Annotated in this window: 17 protein-coding genes; 7 read left to right on the top strand and 10 right to left on the bottom strand. The window is 53.0% G+C overall.

What is annotated here, in order from left to right; all coding sequences use genetic code 11:
* Positions 1–23: 23 nt before the first annotated feature.
* The 4 genes from rpiA (at position 24) to PHQ97_10415 (ending at position 3,695) form a co-directional block, all read left to right on the top strand.
* Entirely contained in the window at positions 24–728 is a 705-nt protein-coding gene (gene rpiA / locus PHQ97_10430; protein MDD4393149.1) for a ribose-5-phosphate isomerase RpiA, read from the top strand.
* Between the two features lie 47 nt (positions 729–775).
* On the top strand, positions 776–1,810 hold the full coding sequence (glk, locus tag PHQ97_10425; GenBank protein ID MDD4393148.1) for a glucokinase: 1,035 nt from the start codon (positions 776–778) through the stop codon (positions 1,808–1,810).
* A gap of 89 nt (positions 1,811–1,899) precedes the next feature.
* Complete coding sequence (locus PHQ97_10420; protein MDD4393147.1) at positions 1,900–2,532, top strand: NAD(P)H-dependent oxidoreductase; 633 nt, start codon at positions 1,900–1,902, stop codon at positions 2,530–2,532.
* Between the two features lie 125 nt (positions 2,533–2,657).
* Positions 2,658–3,695, top strand: coding sequence for a radical SAM protein (locus PHQ97_10415; protein MDD4393146.1), 1,038 nt, complete (start codon positions 2,658–2,660; stop codon positions 3,693–3,695).
* 156 nt (positions 3,696–3,851) lie between these two features.
* Here the strand turns inward: PHQ97_10415 and PHQ97_10410 are convergent, their stop codons facing one another.
* From PHQ97_10410 to PHQ97_10400, 3 genes are all read right to left on the bottom strand, one after another.
* Positions 3,852–4,484: a TetR/AcrR family transcriptional regulator gene (locus PHQ97_10410; protein ID MDD4393145.1), complete on the bottom strand. Its 633-nt coding sequence runs from the start codon at positions 4,482–4,484 to the stop codon at positions 3,852–3,854.
* 636 nt (positions 4,485–5,120) lie between these two features.
* A complete protein-coding gene (locus PHQ97_10405) occupies positions 5,121–6,359 on the bottom strand; it encodes a hypothetical protein (protein ID MDD4393144.1) in 1,239 nt (412 codons plus the stop codon).
* Positions 6,360–6,507: 148 nt separating this feature from the next.
* On the bottom strand, positions 6,508–8,493 hold the full coding sequence (locus PHQ97_10400) for an RNB domain-containing ribonuclease (GenBank protein ID MDD4393143.1): 1,986 nt from the start codon (positions 8,491–8,493) through the stop codon (positions 6,508–6,510).
* Between the two features lie 210 nt (positions 8,494–8,703).
* Between PHQ97_10400 and PHQ97_10395 the strand changes: the two genes are divergently transcribed.
* The 3 genes from PHQ97_10395 to PHQ97_10385 all read left to right on the top strand — a co-directional run bounded on the left by PHQ97_10395 (position 8,704) and on the right by PHQ97_10385 (position 14,604).
* Positions 8,704–10,449, top strand: coding sequence for an ABC transporter ATP-binding protein (locus PHQ97_10395; protein MDD4393142.1), 1,746 nt, complete (start codon positions 8,704–8,706; stop codon positions 10,447–10,449).
* A complete protein-coding gene (locus PHQ97_10390; GenBank protein ID MDD4393141.1) occupies positions 10,439–12,451 on the top strand; it encodes an ABC transporter ATP-binding protein in 2,013 nt (670 codons plus the stop codon). The genes PHQ97_10395 and PHQ97_10390 overlap by 11 nt, the downstream gene beginning before the upstream one ends.
* A gap of 389 nt (positions 12,452–12,840) precedes the next feature.
* Complete coding sequence (locus tag PHQ97_10385; GenBank protein MDD4393140.1) at positions 12,841–14,604, top strand: formate--tetrahydrofolate ligase; 1,764 nt, start codon at positions 12,841–12,843, stop codon at positions 14,602–14,604.
* An 11-nt stretch (positions 14,605–14,615) separates the two neighbouring features.
* On the opposite strand, the gene menA is transcribed toward PHQ97_10385, so the two are convergent.
* The 7 genes from menA to PHQ97_10350 form a co-directional block, all read right to left on the bottom strand.
* Positions 14,616–15,524, bottom strand: a complete 909-nt coding sequence (gene menA / locus PHQ97_10380) for a 1,4-dihydroxy-2-naphthoate octaprenyltransferase (GenBank protein MDD4393139.1) — start codon at positions 15,522–15,524, stop codon at positions 14,616–14,618.
* A complete protein-coding gene (locus PHQ97_10375) occupies positions 15,509–16,255 on the bottom strand; it encodes an ABC transporter permease (GenBank protein MDD4393138.1) in 747 nt (248 codons plus the stop codon). The genes menA and PHQ97_10375 overlap by 16 nt, the downstream gene beginning before the upstream one ends.
* Positions 16,256–17,011: an ATP-binding cassette domain-containing protein gene (locus PHQ97_10370; GenBank protein ID MDD4393137.1), complete on the bottom strand. Its 756-nt coding sequence runs from the start codon at positions 17,009–17,011 to the stop codon at positions 16,256–16,258.
* Positions 16,995–17,945 (bottom strand): MetQ/NlpA family ABC transporter substrate-binding protein, encoded by a 951-nt coding sequence (locus PHQ97_10365; protein ID MDD4393136.1) that lies wholly within the window; start codon positions 17,943–17,945, stop codon positions 16,995–16,997. Before PHQ97_10365 ends, PHQ97_10370 begins: the two co-directional genes overlap by 17 nt.
* Positions 17,946–17,966: 21 nt before the next feature.
* Positions 17,967–18,644, bottom strand: coding sequence for a TetR/AcrR family transcriptional regulator (locus PHQ97_10360; protein ID MDD4393135.1), 678 nt, complete (start codon positions 18,642–18,644; stop codon positions 17,967–17,969).
* A 148-nt stretch (positions 18,645–18,792) separates the two neighbouring features.
* Positions 18,793–19,665: an agmatinase gene (gene speB / locus PHQ97_10355; protein MDD4393134.1), complete on the bottom strand. Its 873-nt coding sequence runs from the start codon at positions 19,663–19,665 to the stop codon at positions 18,793–18,795.
* A 102-nt stretch (positions 19,666–19,767) separates the two neighbouring features.
* The coding region (locus PHQ97_10350; GenBank protein MDD4393133.1) for a hypothetical protein at positions 19,768–20,368 on the bottom strand (601 nt) is incomplete at its 5' end.

Genomic DNA, 20,368 nt, shown 5'->3' with positions numbered 1-20,368 from the left:
TCTCTTGACACAGGGGGAAGCCCATGCGTGATAATGCTGATCCTCAGGGACAGCTTAAACAACAGGCCGCTCAGTATGCGGTGGAATTTGTCCGGTCCGGGATGATTATCGGTCTTGGAAGCGGCTCTACGGTACGATTCGCTCTCGAACTGATTGGCCATCGGATCACGGCCGGCCGGCTGACTGATGTGCTGGGCATTGCCAGTTCAATGCAGACCGGGCAGCTTGCCGAATCGTTCGGGATTCCGTTGACGGATCTGGATTGGCATCCCCGCATCGACATGGTTCTTGACGGCGCCGATGAGGTGGACCCCCACCTGAATCTGATCAAAGGCGGTGGCGGGGCGCTGCTCCGTGAGAAGATTCTGGCGCAGGCCAGCCGGAGAAATGTCATTATCGTTGATGAAACCAAGCTGTCGCTGCAGCTGGGGACCCATTGCCGGCTGCCTGTTGAAGTGATTCCGTTCGCCCTGAAGCCCGAGTCCGAATTTATAGAAAGCGAATTGGGGGCCCAGGTTACCATCAGAAAAACGGCAGATGACAAAAGGGTGCTCACGGATCAGGGCAATGTTATCCTGGACTGCCGGTTCGGCTCCATTTCTCGTCCTGACAAGCTGGCATCCATGCTGGATCAACGGGCGGGTATTGTCGGGCACGGCCTGTTTCTGAATCTGGCCTCCGAAGTGATTGTCGGAGGTGTGAACGGCCCCGGACATCTCAAGCGGTAAAACTGTGCTTATTTAAACCCTTACGGGTCATCTGAAAGGAATCTGATATGGTGGGAAACCCATTCCCCATGGTGCTGGCATGTGATATCGGCGGAACGAAAACGGTGATCGGCGTGTTTGAAAAAAAAGACGGTCGTCTCCGGGTAAATGCCATAGAAACATGGCCTTCCCGTGAGGCATCCGGCCTGGAAGCTATTATCCGCCGGTTCATGGAACAGCACCCGCTGCCGCTATCGGCGGTCTGCATGGGCATTGCCGGACCGGTGAAGGATGGGCAGTGTAAAACCACGAATCTGCCGTGGGTGGTGTCCGAGCAATCCATAAAAGACCGGTTCGGATGGAGCCGTGTCCGCCTGATCAATGATCTGGCCGCCACCGCGCTGGCCGTGCCCCGGCTTGAAGACCGGGAAGTCGTTCTGCTGAAAGGAAAAAGATGGGCGATGCCGGGCAATATCGGGATCGTTGCACCCGGAACAGGGCTGGGTATGGCGCTTCTGATCCATGACAATGGCCGGTACGTCCCGGTTGCTTCCGAAGGCGGGCATGTTGATTTTTCTCCCCGGGATGAAAGGCAGGCCGGGTTGAGCAAATACCTTCAACAACGGTTTGGGCATGTCAGTCTGGAGCGGGTGGTATCAGGCCCCGGTCTGGTCAATATTTTTTCATGGCTGACGGATACGGGGCGCTATCATGCGCCGGAATGGCTTTTGCGGCAGCTTGAGACGATGGATCCGGCCCGGGCGATCACGGAGGCGGCAAGAGATCGTCAGGAACCCCTGTGCATGGAGACACTGGATGTATTTGTTTCCGTATTCGGCGCGGCAGCGGGAAATCTGGCTCTGACCGGCACCACAACCCGGGGACTCTATCTTGGAGGGGGGATTCCTCCCAAGGTATTGTTTAAATTGAGAGACCGTGTCTTTATGGATGCCTTTACTGACAAGGGCCGGTTCAAAGACTATCTTGATCAGATACCGGTGGGCGTTATCCTCAATGAAAGGGCTGCGTTGATTGGGGCGGCCTGGGCCGCGCTGGATATGATAGGGGAGGGGTGTGAGTCGAAAAACAGTCGTGAGTCGTGAGTCGTGAGTCGTGAGTCGAGAGTCGAGAGTCGAGAGTCGTGAGTCAAGAGTCATGACTGACGACTGTTTTCTGACAAAGGAGGAAAACCATGAGCAGACTGCTTTATATTCAGGCATCGCCGAGGGGGGAGAGATCCTATTCGCTGGCGGTGGCCAACGCGTTTGTCGGTGCTTACAGGAATTTTCATCCTGAAAGCGAAATTGTGAAGATCAATGTTTTTGAAAAAGATCTGCCCTTATTTGACGGACTGGCTGTCAAGGCAAGGTACACGATTTTGCACGGACTTGACCACACGCCGCAAGAGCGGGGCGCGTGGAAGGCCGTCGAAGCCGTTATCGATGAATTCAAATCCGCCGATAAGTATGTCATGGCAGTTCCCATGTGGAATTTTTTGATTCCGTATCGTCTCAAACACTATCTGGACGTATTGATTCAGCCGACCTATACGTTCAGTTTTTCCCCGGAAGCGGGCTACCGGGGGCTGGTTACCGGAAAGCCAATCTTTCTCGCATGCGCCCGGGGGGGAGAGTATCCGCCGGGCAGCCGCAGTGAAGCATATGATGTTCAGAGCCGGTACCTGAAGATGATTTTCGAGTTCATCGGATTTACCGATATTCGTACACTGGTGATTGAGCCCACGCTGGCCGGCGGTGCCGATATGGCCGGAACCATACGGGAGCAGGCCATTGCCAGGGCCAGAGAAATGGCCGCGCAGTTTTGAGGGCCGCTGCGATTGAGGGACGATTAAAGCTTTTTGCTTTTTATTTTTTACCTCAAACGAAGTGGTCCTAAAGCGATAGCGCTCTTTTGTCCGCCCGCAGGGCTAACAGAAAGGGAGTCAACTGCATGAGTTGGAAGATCTCACCAAAGGTGGCAGATATTCTTAAACAGGGGGCAGATTTTGAAGGAATTGACCGGACGCAGGCAACCATTCTGATGAATCTGGCGCTGCATTCAAAAGAGACCTATGCATTGATGGAAACCGCAAACCGGATGTCCCGGCAGCAATTCAAGGGGAAGGCTGAAAACCATCTTCATATCGGCATCAATATAACCCCCTGTCCGTTTAACTGCCGGTTCTGTTCGTTGACGGAGGCAGCCGGGATTTTTACCGAAACCATCGAATTTGAAGAAGAACAGCTTCTTGAATGGGTCAGGGACGCGGAACGCTGCGGGGCCGATGCCCTGAATATCATGACCACCGGGACCTATTCGTTTGAGCGTCTTCTGGAAATCGGCCGGCTGCTTTCGGCAGAAACGGCGATCCCGCTGGTCGCCAACACGCGGGATATCGATCACCGGGAAGCCGAACAGCTGCTGGCGGCCGGATTTGTCGGCGCGTATCATGCGGTCCGGCTGGGTGAAGGCAGAGATACGCCGTTTAAGGTCACCCAGCGGATCAAGACCATTTGTGCAATAAAGGATGTCGGCCTCAAATGGATGAACTGCATCGAACCGGTTGGCCCCGAGCATGCCATCGGGGAGATCGTCGGGCTGATGCTGCTGGCACGGACCTGGCAGGCCACCTACAGCGGCGTGATGCGCCGTATTAATTTTGCCGGATCACCCATGGCCCGTTTCGGGATGATCAGCGAACTGGAAATGGCAAAAATGGTAGCGGTCAGCCGGCTGGTAATGGGCGATGTCTGTCGAGCCCATTGCACGCAGGAGCCTCACAGCGCGTCACTGCTTGCCGGGGCCAATCTGTTTTTCCCTGAAGTGGGCTCAAACCCCAGGGACAGTGAAGCCGACACCTCCAGGGGAAGAGGTCAATCGGTTTTCGACTGCAGACAGATTTTCATGGAAATGGGGTGGAATCCCGATCAGCCGTCAAACTGTTTTGAATCAGAACCACCGGTCTACCTGCAAAGCAAGGTGTTATGATTCCTGTGGGAGCTGCGGTTGTGGGAGAAAATGTCTCATACGATCGTGTCTGTGGCCCATGATGTATTCGTGAGGATATTGACGTTACACTGCCCCGCCCCAGAAAAAAAGGAGAAAGTGAATTTCTCCTTTTCTGCCGAAACATATATCAACGCCTTAACGCCGGATCACTCCCTGTTTGAATATTTCAAATGCAATTTCAAGGGTTGATTTTAAAAAGTCTTTGTTTTCATTGATAACCGTCTTGCTGGCTTCCCAGAGCACAACGCCTGAGAACATCGACCAGAATATATCCGCCAGTGCGGTCGGATGCTTGTCAATAAAAATTCCTTTTTGCGTTCCTTCTCTGAAAATACTGGCGATGGCTCCAATGGCCTGGCTGGAAAGGTCTTTGACCTCTTTTAAAAAACGTGGAGAAAGATTTTTCAGGGTTTCGCTGGATTGCAGATGGAACATGTTGACGATAATCAGGGGATCAAAATCGTAAACGTCAGACATGGCCTTGATGAGGGCATCGAGTTTTTCCCCGGGGTCCTGGTCTTTCCCGTCATGAACATGTTCCAGATTGATAATCAGGTACTGGAGAATTCTCAGGGATAAGGAGGCATAAAGCTCCTCTTTGTTTTTGAAATAAAGATACAGCGTTCCGGGGCTTAACTCCGCTTCATGGGCGATATCCTCCATGGTGGCTTTGCTGAATCCCTTTTCCGAAAAAACCCGCTTGGCCGCCACAATAATCTGCTGCCGCCGTCTGTCCTTTTCTCTTTCCTTTCGTTCCTGAATTCCCATAACGTTTCAATTCCTGAATGATATTTAGTTTTCAATACAAGGTATAATTTATAGGTAATATTTGGTCAAGTAAAATATTTATTTTTTTTTTGAATTATGATCAGTGTCCATAGCGTCTTACAAAGATGCCGTTTATGGCAGATTTGGTTTTTATGTAAAATATTTCATTTTAATGACAAGCGGTTACCGTAATAATTATTTTTTGCCGGGGTATGTGTTTCCACCCGGGCGCATGGGAACGGGTAAATTACAATCGAAAGATAATGGAATATATCGAAGCATAATCGTTCGTTCGAAGCAGGCACCGAAGCGGGCAGTGTCCATCCGGATCATTTTATTGCGGACGATATGAATCCCTTGAACCGATATTTTTTGGATGCCTTTCAATTGATTTGCCAATATTCATCCCGAGCATTAAAATACTTTTTATAAACGTATTGGCTGTATGTGTAAAGATAAGAATTTGATCATTGGATGAAAAGAGAAAAATCGGGTTCATGTGGCGGAGGCGCTCTCGGAATGAGCCTCAGCGCAGACGACTGCCAATCTGTCATAAAAATGGAAAATGCCGGCTATTCGATCAAAAAGGGGGGGGCGTTGGGCCGGACGGAGCGGGGAAAAACGGGTCTTTACAGATTAAAGTCTGAAAACGATCGGTTTTTCTTCCGTGTCAATATCAATGCCGATGACATCACCGGTTTTGAAACCGATTCGTCTGATTTCCATCACGATCCGGTTGTGACGCTCCACCTGCCAGTATACGGACCAGGCAGGATTCCGGACCGTATCGATTCCGTAAGCATCATGCGTGCCCAGATTGATTCGGATTTTGTCCTTGGCGATCAGGGTATCGGCTTCGGATAAAAAATAATCAATCCGGTACTGATGCTGATGCAGGGTTTTGGAAAGCGCTTTGCGCAGATGGGGGAAATGGGTGAAAACGTGATGGACCTCCTGATACAGTTTTTCAGGTATCTGGATGGAAAGCCCTAACACGGCAAAACGTTCGTGCTTCAGTGCAAAGGCTCTGAGCTCTTTCTCATGGATTCTGATCATCTCCTCGGCATGGTTGAAACGTAATTTCGGATCTCCGGAAGAAGCGTCTGCCGGTTCGCTGCAGGAATGGAGGATCTGATTATAAAGCGCAATGTTGTTCATCACGTAAACGGGACGTTCGCGGTAGTTTCTTCTTTTCCGGAGTCTCCGGATGCCATCCATCCGGATGGAACGTTCACTTTCCTTCTGTTCGAGCGTGTCGATGCCGGAAATATCTTTAGCTTGAACAACGCATATCTGTCTGTCGGGGGAAATGATGAATTCGATCTCACACCTGAATCCCAGAAACCGCTGGATATCTTCCGAGTGCCTGAGGAGGGCTTTGTCCGGAGGGGTTTCCGTGATATACGGCTCTGTCCGAATCTTCCGGTAATTATCCCCGCCATAACCGAATTCCCATTGGTTGCCGAGCATTTTTGCCATGACGCCCATACCGTCGATAAAGGGCATCACAATAATGCCCATATCATCGATGTTGATTGCCGGGGCGCTGTTAAATTTCTGTTGCCGGATCAGTGACAGCCGTTTTGAGGTAGCGCCCGCCTGGATGATCCGGCTTCGGGCATAGACGATTCCCTCCGGATCCGCATAGGTTTCCAGAGAATCGAAGGTTCCCCCCTTCAGTCGGTGTTCGAGCGGATGGGCGCTGCGGACGATCACTTTGAAACTTTCCCGGTGTCGATTCAGAAATGCCTCGAGAGCGGTAAACCGGTGGAGATTGAAATCGGACGCTGCCAGATAAATAAAATCGGGTACGTTAAAAGCGCCTTTTTTCAATAGGGCCAGCAGCCTGGCTTTTTCAGGTAGGGTTGTTTCCATGAGTTCGTTATGGTATTTGGTTGTCTTGATTTCGGATAAAAAATAGTTGTTACGATTTGATGATGCGCCGGGCTGGACAGCAGGACCGTACGTTGTAAATAATACATCGGGGGATGCCCTGCCTGCATGGGGGCGAATGCTGTTCCGGTTATCCCAGATAAATGGAGATCGCGTCTTTACGCGCGTTAACCTGCTGAATGGTAACTTGAACCAGATCTTCAGGCTTGAGGCTGATTCCGCCAGAAACCGGCAGGTCGCATTCCAGCAAATAATCGGTCAGCAGCACAGCGAAAGACCGCCTTCGTTTCGTCAGGACAATCGCCAGTGATTTATGCCCGATCCGGCTTTCAAGGTGCTTCAACAGCCAGTAGCGGCTTCGGGTATGCTGAAGCCGTGAGACCGCCATCATGGGCTGCTCCAGAAGTTGTATGATGGTGTCGATTTCCTCAGCCGTATAGGGCTGCTCCAGGCCAAGGACAGACCGTATCTGCCGTTGCGTGACCAGGTCGACATATTTGCGGATCGGCGATGTGGCCGTGACATAGGCGTTCATACCAAGACCGGAATGAGGTGCCGATGTGGTGCATAACATGAACCGGCTCATTACTTTGCGTTGCATCCAGTTTTGAAACAGACTGCTCTCCTGGCTGCCCAGCAGGTGTTCCCTGGGTTCAGGCTGGGCCCGGAAGATTGCCGGAACCTGGTGATCGTTGAGAAAACGGGCCATCAGCCAGTTGGCCATAATCATGATTTCAGCCACCAGCATTCTGCCCGGACTTTCCCTGTCGGACAGGGTAACGGTGGGTTTTCCGTCAGGGCCAAATCCGATATTGATATCCGGAAGCGTGATGGGAATCGCTCCCTGTGCCAGTCTTCTCAGCCGGAAGGCGCCGGCTATTTTCTGCAGAATATAAAACGGACGGTTTTCACTGGCGACCAGATCCACATCGGAATAGGTCAGTTGATGCCGGATATTGACGAGGCTGGGGAATATGTCGTAATCCAGAATTTCAAAACTTTTGTTGAAGTTGATCATGACCGTGATGGCAGGACGCAGCATCCCGGCTTTCAGACTCAAGAGTCCTTCCGCCAGCGACGGCGGAAACATGGGGATCTTCAAATCCGGCATGTAAATCGAGCTTGCCCGCGAAAGGGCTTCCCGGTCCAGGATATCATCTTTTTTAATGAAGTGGGAGACATCGGCGATATGGACGCCGAGGGCATAACCGCCGTTTATTTCCTCGATGCTCAGTGCATCATCAAAATCCAGAGTGGATTGACCATCAATGGTCATCAGGGCCAGGTGGGTCAGATCCCTGCGACCGTCCTCGAACCGCTGGGTTGAGAACGCATCTGTCAGTTGCTGAGCGTGCCGGATCATATCATCTGAAAACGTTGTGGGTACCTGCTGCCGGAGCAGCTCGATATTCTCATGCGGATCCCACACCCCCAGCTTGACGAGAAGTTGAAACACCCTTTCTTCATCGTCAAACCCTGCCCGCTGGAGTATGGCTTTGGCAAGGGTGAAATCACTGTCTTCTTTACCAAACAGATAAAAGGATTTCAGAATATTGACGAGGGGGATTTTATCCTCCGGTAAAGCCGGTTTTTTATCCTCCGATATTTTTTTCAGCCATGCCCCGCCCTCTTCGATCAGGGCGTTTCTGCGTTCGGCTTCTCTGTCGCGGGAAATGATCTGGCAGACCTGTTCCTCGGAATGGGGGAAAAAAGAGTCGAAGTTGAATTTGAAATAGGTTCTGTTTACAAAAAAAGCCCTGACAACGGCAGATTCATGATCATCAGCAGGGTGGTCCGGGAAGCAGAATTCGGTCATCGACATCAGATCGATCCACTGCTGTTCGGTATGCAGAATTTCCCATAATTCCCGGATTTCAATCTGGCCCATGAGGGCTTTGCGATGACTGGAAATATTTTTCAGCGTGCCGACCAGATTGCCTCTGCCCAGGGACAGATCCAGCTGGGTCTTGCCGACATGCGACAGGCGGCTTTCTGACATGTTCACTTCCCGGTTGGTTTCGGTCAGCAGCCGCAGACGATTTTTTTTGATTTCAACCACCACCGCGCAGACGATGCTCTGGCGGTCTATATATTCGACGATTTTGCCTGATTCCATGGATCGAAATATATCAATGGACTACTCAAAAGTCAATGAGACGGAAAAATTAATAATTCGATCGCGCCCGGGTTTGACCACTGCGCTGATCTGGTATAAATATTATTTGACAGCCTGTTTATTTCTGAGCGAGCTTCTTAAGAAGCGCACGCATCAAAAATCTGACAAATCCGAATGAATGACATTTTACGGCAGGGGTACGGGGCCGGTATGAAATTTATCAGATTAATTAAACCCTATATTGTGGAAAACCGGATTTCCATCCTTTCGGGTTTGATCTGTCTGATCATCGTGGATTTTCTGCAGCTGTGGATTCCGCGGATCGTCAAGCGGGTTGTGGATGAGCTGACGGTCTTTCAGGCGGATCGAATGTCGCTGCTGTTTTTTGCGCTTTCCATTATGGCAATTGCCATATTGATCGGCGGATTTCGATACGGATGGCGGCTGTGCCTGATCGGGACCTCGAGAAGCGTGGAAGAGCGCCTTCGGCGGGATCTGTTTGATCATCTGCTGACGCTTTCAGCATCATATTTTGATACGGTCCGGACCGGAGACCTGATGGCGCATGCGACCAATGATGTCCAGCACGTGCGGATGGCCATCGGTATGGGCATTGTCGCGCTGACCGATGCCGTGGTGCTGGGCAGTGCCGCTGTCGGTTTTATGGCGTATATCCATCTGGAGCTGACCGCTCTGGTTCTGATCCCCATGCCCCTGATTGTGGTGGGTACCCGGTTTTTCAGCCGGAAAATGCACCGGATGTACCGGCAGGTTCAGGCCTCTTTTTCGGAGTTGACCGAGCAGGTCAGGGAGCGGTTTTCAGGGATCCGCATCATCAAGGCGTTTAACCGGGAAACCGAAGAGGCCTCTGAGGTGGGTAATGTCTCCAGGGAGTATGTCCGCCAGAATTTGAAGCTGGCAACCGTCATGGGGGCGTTTTTCCCGATGATGATGTTTGTTACCAACCTTAGCCTTGTCCTGGTCTTGTATCTGGGCGGTCGCCGGACCATTTTTGCTGAAATCACGCCGGGGGATTTTGTCGCTTTTATCAGCTATCTGGGGATTCTGACCTGGCCGATGATGGCCATGGGATGGGTGGCCAACCTGATTCAGCGGGGTAAAGCGTCACTGGAACGGATTTATTCGATTCTTGAAATCCGGCCGGATATCGTTGAGCGGCCGGGGGCCATCCCGGTCCGACACGTGAGCGGCCGGGTAACCTTTGAGAACGTGTCCTTCGGCTACCGTTTATCCGCCGAATCGGTGCTGCAGCATATCCGCGTCGATGTGCCGCCGGGACGCATGCTGGGTATCGTGGGTCCCCCGGGCAGCGGCAAAAGTGCCCTGCTGAATCTGATTCCAAGGGTGTATGATGCCAGTGACGGCCGGATTCTGATCGATGGAAAAGATATCCGGGATATGCGGCTTTGCGATCTGAGATCGGCCATTACCTGTATCCCTCAGGAACCCTTCCTGTTTGCCGGAACGATTCGGGACAATATTGTCCTGGGACGGCCGGATATTTCCGCGCAGCAGCTGACCGATGCAGTTAAAAAGGCGGCCCTGCATGAAGCGATCTGCTCTTTTCCGGACGGGCTTGACACGATGGTCGGCGAGAAGGGCATTATCCTTTCCGGAGGCCAGAAACAGCGGGTGGCGCTGGCCCGCGCTTTTGTCAGAGACACCCCGATACTGATTCTGGATGATCCCGTCAGTCAGGTGGATACGGAAACCGGCAGCCGCATCATCAGAGCCATTCAGGCCATGAACCGCGATAAAACCATCATTCTGGCCTCTCACCGGCTGTCTGCCGTATGCTTTGCCGATACCATTATCACCCTGTCCGAGGGGCGTATCGTGGAATCCGGAACGCATGACCAGCTGATGGCCTCCGGCGGCTATTACGCAGGCACCTTCCGGTTGCAGAAAGTCGAAGAGGCAGGTTATGCGGACTGATTATGGATATGCTGAAGAAGGGACGCTTGGAAAACCCTATGATATCCATATTCTGAAACGGCTGTATCCGTTTTCCAGACCCTACCGCAGATGGATTTTCTACGCGATCGCGATTGTCATGTGCATGACCCTGCTGGATCTGGCGCTTCCCTATCTTACGAAAATCGCGATTGACCGGTACATCGTGCCACGGTCACAAATCGGTCAGATCGGCTCACCGGGGTCAACAGATGCTGAGGTCAGACGCCTGGTTGTCGATTTGAATGATGCATCGATTCGGTCCGTTGTCGAAAAATACCCCGCACTTTTTCAGACCGATGGGGCAACCGCGTCCATTTTATTTCGGCAGCTGCCGGCGCTTTCCAGAGAGGATACGGCCAGGCTGAGAGCCCCTGACCTTTCAGGGCTTGCTATGACAGCCGCCGTGTTTCTCGGCATTGTCCTGCTCAACTTTGGCTTGAATTTTATTCAGGTGGTCATGATGGAATACGCCGGTCAGAATATGCTCCATGAACTCAGGGTCCGGCTGTTTACGCATATCCAGGACCAGCCCATGAGCTTTTTTACCCGGCATCCGGTCGGCCGGCTGGTGACGCGGGTGACCAGCGATGTCCAGAATATGCATGAGCTGTTTACATCGGTGATCGTGTTCGTGTTCAAGGACCTGTTTCTGCTGATCGGCATTGCCGCGGTTTTGATCGGACTCAACTGGAAGCTGGCGCTGGTTTCGTTTTCGGTGCTGCCACTGGTCGGATGGGCCTCGGTTTATTTTGCCCGCCATTCCCGTGACGTTTTCCGGATACTTCGGGTGAAAATCGCCGAGATCAATACCCGGTTTTCAGAAAGCATCGGAGGGCTGAAAGTGATTCAGCTGTTCATGCAGGAAAATCGGAACCGCCGCAATTTCAACCGGCTCAACCATGACTGTTTTCTGGCCGGCATGAGGCAGATCCGGCTGTTTGCCGTGCTGATGCCGGTGATCGAAATTCTGGGTTCGACGGTGCTGGCGCTGATCATCTTTTACGGCGGGACAAGCGTCCTTTCGGACCAGATCAGTCTGGGCGCGCTGGTTGCCTTTATATCCTATATGAAAATGTTTTTCCGGCCCATACGGGATATCTCCGAAAAATATAACATCATGCAAAATGCCATGGCATCGGCCGAACGAATCTTTATGATGTTCGATGCGCAGGAGGGGGCGGTCGTGGTTTCAAATGCGCCGGATGCACCGCCCGGCCTCATAACCGATATCCGGTTTGAGAACGTCACGTTTGGTTATACCCCGGATGAACCGGTGCTCAAATCCGTTACCTTTTCCATGAAAAAAGGCGATACCGTTGCCATTGTCGGATCCACCGGTTCCGGGAAGACCACGATTATTAATTTGATGGCCCGGTTTTATGAACCGGATTCAGGCCGTATCCTGATCAATGGACAGGATATCAGCGCCATGCACCCGTCCGCCGTTCGTTCGTTGATGGCGCTGGTGACACAGGACCCGGTCCTGTTTTCAGGAACCATCCGGAACAACATCCTGAAGGGAAACTGTCAGGTATCGGATTTGAAAATGAAGGAGATCCTCACTGCCGCCAGCTGTGATGCCCTGATCGATCGGCTGCCCGAAGGGCTGGATACGGTTCTGTCAGAGGGCGGGGCATCGATTTCCAGCGGTGAGCGCCAGCTGATATCCATTGCCAGGGCCTTTGCCTGTGATCCGGAACTTATCATTCTGGATGAGGCCACCTCCTACATCGATTCGGAAACCGAACAGACCATCCAGACCGCTATGGCCAACCTGATGAACCACCGCACCGCCTTAGTCGTCGCCCACCGTCTGTCCACCGTCCGTCATGCCGATACCATCCTGGTGTTAAACCATGGAACCATTGTCGAAAGCGGAACCCATGATGAGCTGATGGACCGCAAAGGGTTTTACTATGAACTTCACCAGGTATGGGGGGGCAGAGGTCAGAGGTCGGAAAGAGTAGGTCATAAGCAGTAGGCAGAAATAATAAAAACATGGGGCTGCGTCCAGAGCGTAGGGGCGGACCCCTGTGTCAGACCGGTAGTAGAGAGGCAGGAGTCAGAGGACTGAGGGCTGAGTTTTATGGCCTGGATTTTTTTTAGGACTTTATGCCGTTTATTCCAACTGCTTGCACCTTATACCTTATACCCTGAACCCCATACCTTCACAGCTTTTTTTACTCAGTCCTCAGCACTCAGTCCGTAGTCCTTCGCTCTTATCCCTTGTCAAATCCAATCCCCCATGGTAACCATTTTTTTTGCAAGTTCGGCTTAGGGTCAGGGGCGGAATTTATTCCTTCCGTGATCCTTATATGGCATGAATGTCGGATGGTTGAATTGACTTAATCCAAAAGGAAGTTAAGGCTCATGGCTTACAATGCGCTGGAAATGGAAGACTGGCAGATATCGGAAGCGGCGGAAGAACATATGCCCATGCCGGATGAGTGGCGGGACCGGCTCGGGCTGGAAAAGGATGAAATTCTGCCGATGGGGCGACTGTGCAAGCTCGATTTCATGAAGATCATCAACCGTCTCAAGGATAAACCCAACGGAAAATATATCGAGGTCACGGCCGTTACCCCCACACCGCTGGGTGAGGGAAAAAGTACCACGTCCATCGGCCTGATCGAAGGGCTGGGCAAGCGGGGCATGAACGTGGGCGGGGCATTGAGACAGCCGTCCGGCGGGCCGACCATGAATGTGAAAGGAACGGCCGCAGGCGGAGGCAATGCGCTGTTGATCCCGATGACCGATTTTTCTCTGGGGCTGACCAATGATATGAACGATATCATGAATGCCCACAATCTGGCCATGGTCGCTATGACGGCCCGGATGCAGCATGAGCGAAATTACAATGACGAGCAGCTTCAGCGGCTCACCGGCATGCGCCGGCTTAATATCGATCCGACCCGGGTGGAAATGGGCTGGGTCATCGATTATTGCGCACAGGCCCTGAGAAATGTCGTTATAGGTATCGGCGGCCGCTATGACGGGTTTACCATGCAGTCCCGGTTTGATATTGCCCCGGCTTCCGAATGCATGGCAATCCTCGCGGTGGCCAAGGATCTGGCTGATCTGAGAAAGCGTCTCGATGAGATCACGGTCGCGTTTGACAAGTCCGGAAATCCCGTGACCACCGGGGATCTGGAAGTGGGCGGCGCCATGACGGCCTGGATGAGAAAGACCATCAACCCCACCCTGATGAGTACGGTCGAATACCAGCCGTGCATGGTCCATGCCGGTCCGTTTGCCAATATCGCCATCGGACAGTCCTCGATCATCGCCGATCGGATCGGGTTGAAAATGCATGACTATCATGTGACGGAAAGCGGGTTTGCCGCTGATATCGGGTTTGAAAAATTCTGGAATGTCAAATGCCGCCTGAGCGGATTGACGCCCAATGTCTCCGTGCTCACGACAACGATCCGGGCGCTCAAAATGCACGGCGGAGGCCCTGCCGTGGTTTCCGGCCTTGCCCTGCCCGAAGCCTACGTCAGGGAAGATCTGGGCCTGCTTGAAAAAGGCCTTGAAAACATGATCCATCACATCCATACCATCCGAAAATCCGGCATCAATCCGGTGGTGTGCATCAACTGCTTTCATACCGATACGCCGGATGAAATCCGGCTGGTGAAGGATGCGGCCGAATCGGCCGGCGCCCGCTGCGCCAAATCCACCCACTGGGAGCATGGCGGAGACGGGGCCCTTGAGCTGGCCGATGCAGTGATCGATGCCTGCAATGACGGAAATGATTTCAAGTTTCTGTACCCGAAAGAGATGAAACTGCGAGACCGGGTCCAGCTGATTGCCAGGGAAATCTACGGGGCCGACGGCGTTTCCTGGAGTCCGGATGCCGAGGCCAAGGCCAGAAGCCTCGAAAGCGATTCCCGATACGATGATTACGCCACCCTGATGGTAAAAACCCATCTGAGTCTGAGCCATAATCCAAAACTCAAGGGAGTCCCCAAAGGATGGATACTGCCCATTCGCGATGTGCTCGTCTATTCGGGCGCCAGGTTCCTGTGCCCCTGCACCTGGGATATCAGCCTGATGCCGGGAACCGGCTCCAACCCGGCGTTTCGAAGAGTCGATGTGAATACGGAAACAGGAAAGGTCACGGGGCTGTTTTAATCTCCTGGCACTCAAAGCTGTTTTTTTAACAGCCCCGCAATGATGATCAAGCCATTGATCAGATATAAAATGCGGACGTATTTCCCGTGGGTATCCAGCTCGACCCAGTCATGGGTCTGACGGATGAGGCGCGTTATTTTGATCAGCAGCGGGAGGGTTGCCAGGCTGATCAGGCTGATCCGCGATACGGTGCCTGATGCGGTCAGCAGGATGATGCTGCCGTATACCGCTATCCATTGAAAGATGAGTCCCCGGCAGGCCCATTTTTTGCCCAGTCGTACGGCCAGGGTGCGTTTGCCGGCGGCGGCGTCGGTTTTCATGTCCGGCAGGCTCTGATAATATAAAATCGATGCCACCATCAACCCGACCGGAATCGAGACGATTACCGGCAGCCATGACGGGTTTTCCGAAATGACCCAGCTGGTGCCCAGCACCATGACCGGACCCATGTTCACGGCCACCGATACTTCCCCCAGCCCGTGGTACCCGTAACGCACGGGAGGGGCGACATAAAATATGCTGCTGAAAAGGGCCACCGCCATCAGCGGCAGCAGGCCCCACAGATTCCAGACCGACATGGCGTAAAGCCCGATCAGACAGGCGCTCGCATAACAGCCGATCATGGCGTTTTTCACGGCGGTGAAGGACAGCGCGCCTTCCTGAATGACCCGGGAGCCCCCGATAGAGTCTCCGTCATCGGTTCCCTGCAGGTGATCGAATACGTCATTGGCCAGGTTGGTGGCCAGATGAATCAGGAAAGATCCCAGAGCGATGAAGAAAAATCGTTCCGGATGCCAGCTGCCGCACTGCTGCTTTCCGAGAATCCAGCCGATGGCCAGGGGGATGAAGGTGGCGATGTAAAATGGCGGCCTTCCGGCCTGAATCCATGCCCTGATTTTCAGTTTCAGATTTGCTTCCATCTACAGACTCTTTTCTCCAGCAGGTCAAAAGCCTCATACAGCACGATACCGATCGCAGACAGCGAAATGATGCCAACAAACATGGCCGGATAATCGGCGATACCCCATGAATCGATGATGAAAAATCCCAGTCCACGGCGGGTACCGATCGATTCGACAAAAAATAAAACTGCAACGGCAATTCCGGTTCCGACCCGAAGCGAAGTGAAAATTCCGGGCAGACTCACCGGCCATACCACATGCCGGAAATAATGCCATCGGTTTCCACCCAGTGATTGAAAAGAATAGATCATTTCTGTTTCGATCTGGCGGGCGCTGTCGCGTGTGGTAATCAGCAGCTGGAAGAAAATGATCAGGGCAATCAGCAGTATTTTGCTCATATCCCCAAGGCCGAACAGCAGCAGAAAAACCGGCAGAAAGACGATTTTGGGAATCGGATAGGTCAGATAAATTAACGGGGAAAACCACCGGTCCAGCGTCCGGCTGCTGCCCATCATCAGGCCCAGCGGAACGGCAGTGATAAATCCGCAGGCCAGGCCCCCCATGACCCGGTAGAAGCTGGCGTGGATATGGCTCCAGAACACCGGCTGTCGGATTTCCTGTCCCAGCCGGATTGTTGTGGGGATCGGACCCGGAAGCAGGGTGTTTCCGACCAGAACTGAGGCCGCGGACCACAGAGTCAGCAATACGGCGATGGTGATCAAATAACGGATGCCGGGTATTTTTTCCATTCAGTTTTTCTTTAACAGGCGCCGGATTTCGAGCACCTTATGAAAAAAATCGGGATGTTCCCGATAATCGGGTTCGCCCATCCCCGGGTTGTCAACGATGGAATGGATTCCTTTTATGCCGGGGTCCATCAAGACAATGCGCCGGCCGAGAAATATCGCTTCTTCGATATTGTGGGTGACCAGAATGAAGCTGAATCCGCGATGTTGAAACACGGACAGCAGGTGGTTCTGCAGATGCTCACGTGTGATGGCATCGAGGGCGGCAAAGGGCTCATCGAGCATCAGAAGCCTGGGATTGAGCAGCAGAGCCCTGGCCAGGGCAACGCGCTGGCGCTGGCCGCCGCTGAGCTGGTTCGGATACAGATGATCCAGACCTTCGATCCCCAGTTCCTGTTTGAGTTCTGAAAACACGGTATCCGGCACGTCGATGTCTTGAATCCTGGCGCCGAGGAGGATATTGTCCTGTGTGGTTTTCCATGGGAACAGCCCGTACTGTTGAAATACAACACCCACATCGCGGCTGGGGCCCTTGCAGACGGTTTTATCGAGCCGGATCGTACCGCCCGAGGCCGGCATCAGGCCGGAAATCATAAGCAGCAGGGTGCTTTTCCCGCAGCCGGACGGACCCACCACTGCCAGGGAATCATGCCGGGGCAGGCTCAGCGAAACATCCTTTAAAACGGTTTTGCAGGCATCGCCGTTTGAATACGTTTTGCTCAGCTGGTCGACATCGAGCAGGTTATGGGAGATAGCCATCGGAAATGATCCGTTCACAGACGCGGGTTTCATGAATCAGCTTTTTGTCGCTCAGCCATTGGTAGACATCCTGAACCTGCCGGCTGTCCGGCAGGACGATGTCCGGAATGACGGGAACCGGATACGTTTTTTCAAGGGATTTGGGAACCCGGCAATACTGGATCATGATGGATCGAACTGATTCAGGCTCCCGGTTGATGGTGTCGGCGGCTTTGGAGATGGCCGTCATAAATTTTCTGATATCATCGGGATAGGCCGTTAATACGTCGTCCCTGAACGCCAGGATAATGGCGGAGATGCTTTTTCCGGCATCATCGGCTACCACGCGGCCTCCCTTGCTGACGGCAAGGGTGAGCAAAGGCTCTGGCAGGGTGGCTGCCGGGATCTGGCCGCTGAGCAGCATCTGGAGGCGGATGGGTATTTTTTTGGCTTCGATGAGGTTGAACGAGCGGGTATCGATGCCCTGAGATTCCAGAATCCGGGTGGTGATATAGTCGATGATCGTGTTGGATGACCCGGCAATGCCCGCGGTAGCCACCTCGTGAAGCGTCCTGAGGGAAGCGCCCGGTGCCGTTACGATGCCAAACAGTCGCTGATCGCCGGTGGCATTGAAAATGGTGGCGATGATGCGGATGGGAATGCGGTTGGCATTGAGCATCATCGCGGTCATCATATCACCGAAGTAGCCGGAAATTTCTCCGGCGGTCAGGGCCACATCCTTTTCCAGGGCGGACGAAAAGGGAACCAGGGAGACGCGAATCCCCTGTTCGGTAAAGTAGCCTTTTTCAGCCGCAACAAATACGGGGAGCGCCTTCAGAACCGGCAGGGTACCGAACCGGATTTCAGGACATGAGTCGGCCAGCGCATGACCGAATCCGGTCGCCAATATGACGATACACGCAACGATGACGGACATTTTTTGATTAAATTTCATCTCGATGCCTCGCTCCTTATCTTATGCTGTTGAGTCTGTGGAAAGAGGGGCCGCTAATCCGCGTTTAAACAGATCGATCACGTGGCGAATCCATCGGTCGGATTCGTCCGGCGGACAGCCGCAGAGGTGAAGGGACGGGTCAATAAAGTCAAGGTGATGGGCCTGAACGAACCGGTCCAGAACACATTCCAGCACAAATGCACCGATTGCCGGGTCCAGATCCTTGCGGAGCTCTGCGCGCTCGATGGCCTGTCGGACCAGCGATTCGATAAATTTCAGCGATTGGCTGTGAATGTCCTTGAGGATTTCTTTTTTATAGGGAGCATCTCCGGTATAGATGATCCGGTAGTAAATTCTCGCCAGCCCCGGATACCGGTCGATGAATCCGACCCCGGCCCGCATGATTTTTTCGAGCCGGACGAAAAAGGGGTCATCCAGGGTGCTGTCCCGGACGGTCCGGAGATAATTTTTAACCTGCGCAAGCGCCATCCGGTAGACAAAGGTAAACAATCCGGTTTTGCTGTTAAAGTATTTGAACAGGGAGCCCTTGGATATGCCGGCCTGTTTGACGACCACATTCATACTGGCCGAATCATACCCCTTTTCGGCAAATTCGTGAATGGCCGCATTCAGAATCCGTTCCTGCTTGTCCGGCTCCAGATTTAAAAACAGTTTTGTTTCACTTGATTCTATTGCCATAGCTACCCCTGTTTCGAATTGATGACCAGGTGGTCATTATAGAAGAAAAAAAATATTTATCAATACCAAAAATGGCCGGTAATCCCTTATGACGATGTTCTCATAACGGATTACCGGCTCCATCGATCATATCCTGCACATACGGATTCTATTTTCGGCAGTAAACCATGATTTTGGTGGCAATTTTTGCGGCGGTATATTCGGATACCTGTGTGCCGGGTATTTTGGCAAGCTCGTTGATGTCGGCGGCGATAACGGTTTTGTGCTTTCCGACGGCATCGATCAGGTCCAGCAGCTGCCGGTAGGAAAGCCCGCCGGGCTCGGGGGTGCCGGTACCCGGGATGACGGACGGATCCAGGCCGTCCAGGTCAATGGTCATATAGATAGTTTCGGGAAGGGCTTCGATTACCCGATCGATCCATGTGCGATCGGAAGGAGTGATCGTATGGGCGTAGAACGGTGACAGGTGCCGTTTTTTGACCAGATCGGCCTCCTCGGGTGAAAAGGAGCGAATCCCGACCTGAACAATGGGGACTTTCACATCATCGAGCACCCGCCGCATCACGCAGGCATGATTGTAGCGACTCCCGTTCCATTCATTTCTCAGGTCAAGATGTGCGTCGATCTGCAGCACGCCCATATCCGGATACACCTGTGAAGCCGCCATGATCGGGCCGATGGACACCGCGTGATCCCCGCCGAGGCTCAATAGGAATTTATGCCGGGTCAGAACCTCATGCGCAGCGGTTTTCATCTGTATCACGGCTTTTTCCGGATCCGGCGGCGGTATTACCGGTTCAAGGGTATAAATGGGATAATCCCCCCAGACCGCGAGGGTCTGCTCATCGATTCGTTCCAGCTGCTCCGATGCCTCCAGAATATAATAAGGCCCCTGCTCGCTGCCGGTGCCATAGGAGGGGGCATGCTCATAACATAAAGGCAGGACCACGATGTCCGCCTCATCATAATCAATGGGCCTGACCTCATCGCCGCCAAAGGGAATAAACCGTGGAATCGTCATATATCGTTCAGCTCCTTTAAAATATAGTCAAGAGTCAATACAGTCGAGAGTCGTGAGTCGTGAGTCGTCAGCCATAAGTTTTCAGTCCTCTGCCCCCTGTCCTCAGTCCTTTGACTCAGCACTCAGTCCTTCGCTTTTCAACTTCACATCCATTTCAAGCGTTCCGTCCGGTTGCCGTTTTTTCAGCGGCGGTTTTCTCCAGATACCCCCTTCGCTGAAACAATTCCATCCCCATTTGAGCCATTTGATGACGGACATGGCCAGCCACAGGGACCAGATGAGCATCAGCATATGGTAGATCCATTGCGGCAGAGACAGCACCCAGGGACGGGGCATGATCGCATCGATTCTGTCCCGGGTCCAGTGAAGAGTGAACTCCCGGGAATTATTGCCGGCAATCTGCATGTCCGGGATGCCCAGCAGTCCCCGTTCGATGGCAAGATAAAGTCCGAACAGGGCAGCCGTTGTCCACAGGAACAAAAGGACCTGCGTGGCGTTAAAAGCAGCCCAGTGCTCGGGGGGCGGCTGCCTTTTTCGCAGGCCAAGTGCGATCAGCCACCCGACAACAATCAGGGCTACCAGGGGGCGAACCTGCGTCAGACCAAGGCCCAGAAGCAGCCAGTGATGCATTTTGAGCGGCGTGAAGGGAACCCGGCTCAGACCGGCTGCCGCGATCAGCACGACGATCAGATAACTCCAGAAC

The sequence above is a fragment of the Desulfobacterales bacterium genome, assembly GCA_028704555.1.
GTDB lineage: Bacteria > Desulfobacterota > Desulfobacteria > Desulfobacterales > JAQWFD01 > JAQWFD01.
The sequence above is the reverse complement of the archived record's forward strand: the minus strand, read 5'-3'. Positions and strand labels throughout refer to the sequence as shown.

Excerpts from the sequence above, each read along its gene's own strand:
- rpiA (MDD4393149.1), top strand. The coding sequence starts at position 24 with ATGCGTGATAATGCTGATCCTCAGGGACAGCTTAAACAACAGGCCGCT.
- glk (MDD4393148.1), top strand. The coding sequence starts at position 776 with ATGGTGGGAAACCCATTCCCCATGGTGCTGGCATGTGATATCGGCGGA.
- PHQ97_10420 (MDD4393147.1), top strand. The coding sequence starts at position 1,900 with ATGAGCAGACTGCTTTATATTCAGGCATCGCCGAGGGGGGAGAGATCC.
- PHQ97_10415 (MDD4393146.1), top strand. The coding sequence starts at position 2,658 with ATGAGTTGGAAGATCTCACCAAAGGTGGCAGATATTCTTAAACAGGGG.
- PHQ97_10410 (MDD4393145.1), bottom strand. The coding sequence starts at position 4,484 with ATGGGAATTCAGGAACGAAAGGAAAGAGAAAAGGACAGACGGCGGCAG.
- PHQ97_10405 (MDD4393144.1), bottom strand. The coding sequence starts at position 6,359 with ATGGAAACAACCCTACCTGAAAAAGCCAGGCTGCTGGCCCTATTGAAA.
- PHQ97_10400 (MDD4393143.1), bottom strand. The coding sequence starts at position 8,493 with ATGGAATCAGGCAAAATCGTCGAATATATAGACCGCCAGAGCATCGTC.
- PHQ97_10395 (MDD4393142.1), top strand. The coding sequence starts at position 8,704 with ATGAAATTTATCAGATTAATTAAACCCTATATTGTGGAAAACCGGATT.
- PHQ97_10390 (MDD4393141.1), top strand. The coding sequence starts at position 10,439 with ATGCGGACTGATTATGGATATGCTGAAGAAGGGACGCTTGGAAAACCC.
- PHQ97_10385 (MDD4393140.1), top strand. The coding sequence starts at position 12,841 with ATGGCTTACAATGCGCTGGAAATGGAAGACTGGCAGATATCGGAAGCG.
- menA (MDD4393139.1), bottom strand. The coding sequence starts at position 15,524 with ATGGAAGCAAATCTGAAACTGAAAATCAGGGCATGGATTCAGGCCGGA.
- PHQ97_10375 (MDD4393138.1), bottom strand. The coding sequence starts at position 16,255 with ATGGAAAAAATACCCGGCATCCGTTATTTGATCACCATCGCCGTATTG.
- PHQ97_10370 (MDD4393137.1), bottom strand. The coding sequence starts at position 17,011 with ATGGCTATCTCCCATAACCTGCTCGATGTCGACCAGCTGAGCAAAACG.
- PHQ97_10365 (MDD4393136.1), bottom strand. The coding sequence starts at position 17,945 with ATGAAATTTAATCAAAAAATGTCCGTCATCGTTGCGTGTATCGTCATA.
- PHQ97_10360 (MDD4393135.1), bottom strand. The coding sequence starts at position 18,644 with ATGGCAATAGAATCAAGTGAAACAAAACTGTTTTTAAATCTGGAGCCG.
- speB (MDD4393134.1), bottom strand. The coding sequence starts at position 19,665 with ATGACGATTCCACGGTTTATTCCCTTTGGCGGCGATGAGGTCAGGCCC.